The sequence below is a fragment of the Variovorax sp. GW531-E2 genome, from assembly GCF_059423125.1.
The window spans coordinates 72,304-79,774 of record NZ_JBWKXQ010000028.1 but is presented as its reverse complement, the minus strand read 5'-3'; the positions used below and the strand labels follow the sequence as shown (position 1 = coordinate 79,774).

Here is a 7,471-nt window from a genome sequence, read left to right as displayed (position 1 = left end):
GAGGTCTGCGGGGGCGCGGCGGGCATCCCGCCATTATCGAGGGCAGGCCCCGGCCGCGCAGGGGCGGGGCGAATCAGCCGGCCTCATCGGCGCGCAGGATCGCCAGCCCGGCCGCGCGCAGCGGCGCCAGCGCCTGCTCGGGGGCCTGCGGCGCCACCAGCAGCTGCGTCGCGCCTGTCAGCGGACTGACCACCCACGCCGACGCGGCCCCGAGCTTTTCGGACGAGGCCAGCACGACGGTCTCGGCCGCCGCGGCCATCAGGGCGCGCTTGATCTCGGCCTCTTCCGCGTCGCCCGTGGTCAGGCCCGCCTCGGCGTGCACGCCGGTGGCGCCCATGAAATACGTGTCGGCATGGATGCGCGAAATGGCCGCCATGGCCGCCGCGCCGACCGCCACCATCGAATGCCGGAAGAGGCGCCCGCCGATCAGCACCACCTCGATGCCGGCGTGCGCCGCCAGCTCGACCGCCACCGACGGGCTGTGCGTGACCACCGTGGCCTGCAGCGCGAGCGGCAGGTGGCGCGCCAGCTGCACGGCCGTGGTGCCGCCGTCGATGAACACCACCTGCCCCGGCTTCACGAGGCGCGCGGCGGCGCGGCCGATGGCCACTTTTTCGTCGGGCGCGAGCTGCTGGCGCCCGCTGAAGTCGGCCTCGGCCGCCGCGACCGGCAGCGCGCCGCCGTGCACGCGCTGCAGCAGCCCTTCGGCCGCGAGCTCGCGCAGGTCGCGGCGGATGGTGTCTTCGGACAGGGCCAGTTCCTCGCTGAGCGCCTTGGCGACGACCTGGCCGTCGCGCCGCAGGACCGAGAGGATGTGTTGCTTGCGCGGTCGGGTGAGCATGGGCCGATGGTAACGTGTTTGCACGTTATTGCACGAATCTTCTTGATATTGCACGAACTCGGTTCTATGCTCGCCGCCATGACCATTCACGACCGCGTCCGGGTGCACGAAGTCACCCTCCTGTCCGACAACTGGTACACGCTGCGCACCACCGCCTTCGACTGGCGGCGCAACGACGGCGAGTGGCAGCGCATGCACCGCGAGACCTACGACCGCGGCAACGGCGCCACGCTGCTGCCCTATCACCTGGGCCAGCGCACGGTGCTGCTCACGCGGCAGTTCCGCTACCCGGCCTTCGTCAACGGCCACGACGACCTGCTGATCGAGGCGGCCGCGGGCCTGCTGGACAACGCCGCGCCCGAGGAGCGCATCCGCGCCGAGGTGGAAGAAGAGCTGGGCTACCGGCTCGGCACCGTGCAGAAGGTGTTCGAGAGCTTCATGAGCCCGGGTTCGGTGACCGAGAAGCTGCACTTCTTCGTCGCGCCCTACGAGGCCTCGATGCGCGTGGGCGCAGGCGGCGGGCTGGCGGAGGAGGGCGAGGACATCGAGGTGCTCGAGCTGGGCATCGACGAGGCGCTGGCCATGGTGGCCGACGGCCGCATCGCCGACGCCAAGACGATCATGCTGCTGTACCACGCGAAGCTGCACGTTTTCGCGCCGGGATAATCCGCGGATGCCTCTTGCCTTCCGCCCTGCGCCCCTCGCACTGACCCTCTCCCTGCTGGCCCCGGCCGGCGCCTTCGCCCAGCAAGCCCTTCCGCCTCAAGTCGATGCCGCCCTCGCGCGCGCCAAGGTCTCGCGCGAGGCCGTGACCCTGCTCGTGGCCGATGCCGACGCGGGCCGCGCGCCGCGCCTGGCCTGGCGCTCGCAGGTGCCGGTGAACCCGGCCTCGATCATGAAGCTGGTGACCACCTACGCGGCGCTCGACCTGCTCGGCCCGGCCTACAGCTGGAACACGCCGGTCTACGTCGAGGGTTCGGTGGCCAACGGCGTGCTCAACGGCAACCTCTACATCAAGGGCCAGGGCGACCCCAAGCTGGTGCTGGAGCGCGTATGGCTGCTGCTGCGCCACGTGCAGGGCCTGGGCATCACCACCGTGAGCGGCGACATCGTGATCGACCGCAGCGCCTTCGAGACCACGGTCGAGAACGACCCGGCCGCCTTCGACGGCGAGCCGCTGCGCCCCTACAACGCCTCGCCCGACGCGCTGCTGGTGAACTTCAAGTCGGTCAACATGACCTTCGCGCCCGACCGCGCCGGCCAGTACGCGCGCGTGAGCTACGAGCCCCCGCTGGCCAGCGTGGCGATGCCGCCCACGGTGCCGCTGGCGCCCGGCGAATGCGGCGACTGGCGCGGCGCGCTCAAGCCCGACTTCAGCGACGTGAACCGCATCCGCTTCAACGGCGGCTTTCCCACGGGCTGCGGCGAGAAGAGCTGGGCCGTGGCCTACGCCGACCCGCGCACCTACAGCCTGCGCGCCATCGGCGGCATGTGGGCCGAGATGGGCGGGCGCGTGGGCGGTCAGATGCGCGAGGGCCGCGTGCCCGCGGGCCTGAAGCCGGCCTTCGACTTCGAGTCGCCGCCGCTGGCCGAGGTGGTGCGCGACATCAACAAGTACAGCAACAACGTGATGGCGCAGCAGGTGTTCCTCACGCTGGGCCTCACGCAGAAGCAGCGCGGCACCTTCGAGGCCTCGCGCAGCGCGCTGGGCCAGTGGTGGCGCGAACGCATCGGCACCGGCGAGGCCTCGCCGGTGTTCGAGAACGGCTCGGGCCTGTCGCGCGACGAGCGCATCAGCGCCGCCGCGCTCGGCAAGATGCTGCAGGTGGCGTGGCGCTCGCCCGTCATGCCCGAGCTGGTGGCCTCGCTGCCCGCGATGGGCGTGGACGGCACGCTCAAGCGGCGCACGCTGCGCTCGGGCGGCGCGGCGCACCTGAAGACCGGCACGCTGCGCGACGCCTCGGGCGTGGCCGGCTACGTGCACGGCGCGAGCGGCCGGCGCTACGTGCTGGTGGCCATCGCCAACGGCGAGAACGCCGGCGCCGCGCGCGCCGCCTTCGACGCGCTGATCGACTGGACCGCGCAGGACCAGTGATTCGGACGGGGCCCGAGCTGCCCCGCTACTGAATAGGTTCTGCTCGCAAACGCTGCTTGCGCGCGGCCATGGCGCTGCCCAGAATCGGACGCTCGTTCGTTTTCGATACAACTCCAGGAGACGCGCCTTGACCTTGCAGCACCCACGGCATTCACAGCCCTCGTCCTTCCCGGCCCGCCGGGTCACCGCCGCGGCGACGCTCGCTGGCGCCACGTTGCTGCTCGCCGCCTGCGGTGGGGGCGGCGGTGGGGGCGGCATCGGCATCGGCTTTCCGCCGCCGGGCGGCGGCAGCGACACCGGGCGCGGCTCGGTCGTCACCAGCCCGCCCGAGCAGGGCACCAAGCTCACGGCCGACCAGTTCAGGGCCAGCCTGCAGGCCTCCGACCAGGGCAAGGCGCTGCTGCAGGTCACTGGCGCGCCCAAGTGCGGCGTCGACATGCGCTACCTCGAATACCGCACCGTCGGCGGCAAGAACGAAGCCACCAACGCCACCGCCGCGATCATGGTGCCCTCGGGTTCCGACGTGGCCTGCAGCGGCGCGCGCCCCGTGGTGCTGTACGCGCACGGCACCACGCCGGCGCGCAACTACAACCTCGCCAAGTGGACCGACACCACCCAGCCGGCCGCCGGCGAGGGCCTGATGGTGGCCGCCATGTTCGCGGCGCAGGGCTACATCGTGGTGGCGCCCAACTACGCGGGCTACGACAAGTCGACGCTGCCTTACCACCCGTACCTCAACGGCGAGCAGCAGGGCAAGGACATGGTCGATGCGCTCACCGCGGCGCGCAAGACCTTTTCGGACATCGGCGCGAACGATGCCGGCTCGCTGTTCATCACCGGCTATTCGCAGGGCGGCTACGTGGCGATGGCCGCGCACCGTGAGATGCAGGCCACCGGCAAAACGGTGACGGCCTCGGCCCCGCTGGCCGCGCCCTCGGCCATCAGCCTCCTGACCGACTACACCTACCTGGGCTGGCCGGCGCTGGGCGCCACGCTGTTCGTGCCGCTGCTGTCGACCAGCTGGCAGCAGCAGTTCGGCAACGTCTACAACAGCACCAGCGACGTCTACGAAGCGCAGTACGCCACCGGCATCGACACCCTGCTGCCCACCCTCACGCCGGGCACGCTGTTCTCCAGCGGCAAGCTGCCGCAGCTGGCGCTGTTCCCGGCCGACGGCAAGCCGGGCCCGGTGAGCCCCGAGCTGGCGATCTTCTACGGCGCCAACAACCTCATCAAGCAGAGCTTCCTCACGCAGGCGGCCACCGACATCCAGTCGAACCCCTGCCCCGGCAACGCGCTGCCGGCCACGGCCGCGTCGCTCGGCTCGGCCTCGCCGCTGGACTGCAAGCCGGCCACGGGCTTCCGCAAGGCAGCCATCGCCAACGACCTGCGCAACTGGGTGCCGACCAAGCCGATGCTGCTGTGCAGCGGCGCGAACGACCCGACCGTGAACTTCCTGAGCACCCGCGCCACGGCCGGCTACTTCCGCGCCAAGGGCATGCCGGCCGCCGCGCTCGCGGTGGTCGACCTGGAAGACCGCGGCACCACCGACAGCTATTCGGCGGCACGCGCCGGCTTCGCGCAAGCGAAGGACCTGCTGACGCAGAGCACGCCGGGCAGCGCCGCCGACAAAGCGCGCGCCGTGACCGCGGCCTACCACGGCACGCTGGCGCCGCCGTTCTGCCTGGCGGCAGCACGCGGGTTCTTCCAGGGTGTGCTGGCGGCCGGGGGCTGAGCCCCGCGGCCAAGCAGCCGATCAGGCGTGGATCAGGCCGCTGCAGCGCGCTGCAAGCGGTCCTTGACGCCTTCCCACTCGGGCGTGTCGGGCGGCGTCTCGACCCAGATCAGCTTCACGCCCTGCGCGTCGAACTCGCGCAGCACCGCGAACAGCTGCTGCGCGGTGGCTGCGGCGTCGTCGGGCATGCGCCGCAGCAGCACGCGCTGCGAGCGGCTGCGCACGTTGCTGCGCGTCCACACGGCAATGTGCGCGGCGTTGGCGCCGAGCACGTCGAGGCCGGTCTGGATGGCCTTGGGGTCCATCAGCCGCACCTTGGCGTCGGGCGCGTAGTGCGCCTCCAGCGTGCCCGAGGCGCGCGGGTCGGGCGTGTCGAGCACCTCGCGGTCGCGCAGCGGCTCGCCGACGGCGGCCTCGATCTGGTCGCGCGTGATGAGACCCGGGCGCAGCAGCACGGGCGCGCCGCGGCTGCAGTCGACGATGGTCGATTCGATGCCCACTTCGCAGGCGCCACCGTCGACGACGAGCAGCGCGTCGCCGAACTCGTCGTGCACGTGCTGCGCCGTGGTCGGGCTGACGCGGCCAAAGCGGTTGGCGCTGGGCCCCGCCAGGCCGGGCACGCCCTGCTCGGCGCAGGCTTCGAGCAGCGCCTGCGCCACCGGGTGCGCGGGGCAGCGCAGGCCGATGGTGTCCTGCCCGCCGGCCGCCGCCGTGCCCACGCCGGGCTGGCGCGTGACGATCAGCGTGAGTGGGCCGGGCCAGAAGGCCTGCACGAGTTTCTGCGCGAAAGGCGGCAGCGGCTGGGCGAAGCGCGACAGCGCCTGCGCGCCCTTGGCGCCCGCCGCCACGTGGACGATCAGCGGATGGTCGGCCGGCCGGCCCTTGGCCACGAAGATGCCGGCGACGGCGGTGTCGCTGCTGGCGTCGGCGCCCAGGCCGTAGACGGTTTCGGTCGGGAAGGCGACCAGTCCGCCCGCGCGCAGCACGCGCGCGGCCTCGGCGATGGCGTCGGGAGCGTGGCCGTCGAGAATCATGCGAGCGCCGGCAGGCCCAGCAGCAGCGCGGCCTGCGAGGCATTGGCGCGCACGCTCTCGAGCGTGGCGCCGGTGAGGGTCAGGTGGCCCATCTTGCGGCCGCGGCGCGGCGCCAGCTTGCCGTACAGGTGCAGGTGGGTGCCGGGCAGGGCGAGCACCTCGCTCCAGCGCGGCGCGACCGGCTTGGCGCCGTCGCCTTCGCCGCCCGGGAACCACAGGTCGCCCAGCAGGTTGAGCATGACGGCGGGGCTGTGCTGGCGCGGCGCGGTCAGCGGCAGGCCGGCGAGGGTGCGCACCTGCAGCTCGAACTGCGACACGTCGCAGGCTTCCATCGTGTAGTGGCCGCTGTTGTGCGGGCGCGGCGCCATTTCGTTGACCACCAGCGAGCCGTCAGCCAGCGCGAAGAACTCGACGCACAGCACGCCCACGTAATCGAGGCCGCTGGCGATGCTCTTGGCGGAATTGACCGCGCCCTGCGCCACGGTCTTGGGCATGTTCTGCGGATGCACCTCGGTCACGGCGAGGATGCCGTCGCGGTGCAGGTTGCGCTGCGGCGGGAAGTGCACGATCTGGCCGTCGCGGCCGCGCGCCAGGATCACCGAGCACTCGAATTCGAGCGGCAGCATCTTCTCGAGCACGCAGGGCACGCAGCCGGCGGCCTGCCAGGCCTCGACCAGCTCGGCGCGCGTCTTCACGCGTTGCTGGCCCTTGCCGTCGTAGCCCAGGCGGGCGGTCTTGAGGATGCCGGGCAGCAGTTGGTCATCGACGGCGGCCAGTTGCTCCGCCGTCTCGATGACGGCATAGGGCGCGCAGGGCACGCCGCAGCGCGTGAAGTGCGCCTTCTCGGCGATGCGGTCCTGCGCGATGGCGATGGCCGAGGCGGCGGGCGACACCGGCCGCGCGACCGCCAGGTGCTCCAGCGAGGGCGCGGGCACGTTCTCGAACTCGGTCGTCACCGCGTCGGCCAGGCCGGCCAGGCGGGCCAGGCCGTCGACGTCGGCGTAGTCGGTGTGGATGTGGTGGTGGCTCACGCGGCCGGCGGGGCTGTCGGCATCGGGGTCGAGCACCGCGGTGAAGTAGCCCATGCGCTGGGCCGCGTGCGCGAACATGCGCCCGAGCTGGCCGCCGCCGAGCACGCCGAGCGTGGCGCCCGGGAGGATGGGCAAATCGCCGGCATGGCCCGAATGACCGGTGCTCACAGCGCACCCCCGCCTTGCGGCGAGAAGGGCGACACCGCCGCGCCCGCTTCGGGCGGCGGCAGCACCATGGCCTCGGCAGCGGCGGTCTGGGCCGTGCGGAAGGCGTCGAGTTGGGCGCGCAGTGCCGGGTTGTTCACCGCCAGCATGGCCACGGCGAACAGCGCCGCGTTGGCCGCGCCGGCGGTGCCGATGGCAAAGGTGGCCACGGGCACGCCCTTGGGCATCTGCACGATGCTGTAGAGGGAATCGACGCCCTGCAGGTGGCGGCTGGCCACCGGCACGCCGAGCACCGGCACCGTGGTTTTCGACGCCAGCATGCCCGGCAGGTGGGCCGCGCCGCCCGCCCCGGCGACGATCGCCGTGAGCCCGCGCCCGGCGGCGCTTTCGGCGTACGCGAACAGCGCATCGGGCATCCGGTGGGCCGAGACCACCTTCGCTTCGTGGCTGATTCCGAATTGCTGGAGAATCTCGACCGCGTGGCGCATCGTCTCCCAATCGGAGTTCGAGCCCATCACTACACCGACCTGAATGGTTTCGTTCATGGTTTCAATTTTACGTTTCACCCCC

General features: G+C 72.0%; 7 protein-coding genes. 3 read left to right on the top strand and 4 right to left on the bottom strand.

Translation table 11 applies throughout. From position 1 onward, the window contains the following. Positions 1 to 73: 73 nt before the first annotated feature. The gene (locus tag AC07XP_RS17560; protein ID WP_062481934.1) at positions 74 to 841 is read right to left on the bottom strand and encodes a DeoR/GlpR family DNA-binding transcription regulator; all 768 of its coding nucleotides are present in this window, start codon (positions 839 to 841) and stop codon (positions 74 to 76) included. 78 nt (positions 842 to 919) lie between these two features. Between AC07XP_RS17560 and AC07XP_RS17555 the strand changes: the two genes are divergently transcribed. From AC07XP_RS17555 to AC07XP_RS17545, 3 genes are all read left to right on the top strand, one after another. After that, positions 920 to 1,507, top strand: a complete 588-nt coding sequence (locus AC07XP_RS17555; protein ID WP_139700716.1) for an NUDIX hydrolase — start codon at positions 920 to 922, stop codon at positions 1,505 to 1,507. Between the two features lie 7 nt (positions 1,508 to 1,514). Then, complete coding sequence (gene dacB, locus AC07XP_RS17550) at positions 1,515 to 2,936, top strand: D-alanyl-D-alanine carboxypeptidase/D-alanyl-D-alanine endopeptidase (RefSeq protein ID WP_495265389.1); 1,422 nt, start codon at positions 1,515 to 1,517, stop codon at positions 2,934 to 2,936. Positions 2,937 to 3,069: 133 nt separating this feature from the next. Then, positions 3,070 to 4,671, top strand: coding sequence for an alpha/beta hydrolase family protein (locus tag AC07XP_RS17545; protein ID WP_495265391.1), 1,602 nt, complete (start codon positions 3,070 to 3,072; stop codon positions 4,669 to 4,671). A gap of 32 nt (positions 4,672 to 4,703) precedes the next feature. On the opposite strand, the gene AC07XP_RS17540 is transcribed toward AC07XP_RS17545, so the two are convergent. The 3 genes from AC07XP_RS17540 to purE are packed head-to-tail and all read right to left on the bottom strand — an operon-like array spanning position 4,704 to position 7,446. Beyond that, positions 4,704 to 5,705: an L-threonylcarbamoyladenylate synthase gene (locus AC07XP_RS17540; RefSeq protein ID WP_495265388.1), complete on the bottom strand. Its 1,002-nt coding sequence runs from the start codon at positions 5,703 to 5,705 to the stop codon at positions 4,704 to 4,706. Then, on the bottom strand, positions 5,702 to 6,904 hold the full coding sequence (locus tag AC07XP_RS17535) for a 5-(carboxyamino)imidazole ribonucleotide synthase (protein WP_354348075.1): 1,203 nt from the start codon (positions 6,902 to 6,904) through the stop codon (positions 5,702 to 5,704). The genes AC07XP_RS17540 and AC07XP_RS17535 overlap by 4 nt, the downstream gene beginning before the upstream one ends. Further along, positions 6,901 to 7,446 (bottom strand): 5-(carboxyamino)imidazole ribonucleotide mutase, encoded by a 546-nt coding sequence (gene purE, locus AC07XP_RS17530; protein WP_139700722.1) that lies wholly within the window; start codon positions 7,444 to 7,446, stop codon positions 6,901 to 6,903. The genes AC07XP_RS17535 and purE overlap by 4 nt, the downstream gene beginning before the upstream one ends. Between the last annotated feature and the right edge of the window lie 25 nt (positions 7,447 to 7,471).

What these genes read in the sequence shown, in the direction of transcription:
- AC07XP_RS17560 (WP_062481934.1), bottom strand. Translation starts at nt 841, where the DNA reads ATGCTCACCCGACCGCGCAAGCAACACATCCTCTCGGTCCTGCGGCGC.
- AC07XP_RS17555 (WP_139700716.1), top strand. Translation starts at nt 920, where the DNA reads ATGACCATTCACGACCGCGTCCGGGTGCACGAAGTCACCCTCCTGTCC.
- dacB (WP_495265389.1), top strand. Translation starts at nt 1,515, where the DNA reads ATGCCTCTTGCCTTCCGCCCTGCGCCCCTCGCACTGACCCTCTCCCTG.
- AC07XP_RS17540 (WP_495265388.1), bottom strand. Translation starts at nt 5,705, where the DNA reads ATGATTCTCGACGGCCACGCTCCCGACGCCATCGCCGAGGCCGCGCGC.
- purE (WP_139700722.1), bottom strand. Translation starts at nt 7,446, where the DNA reads ATGAACGAAACCATTCAGGTCGGTGTAGTGATGGGCTCGAACTCCGAT.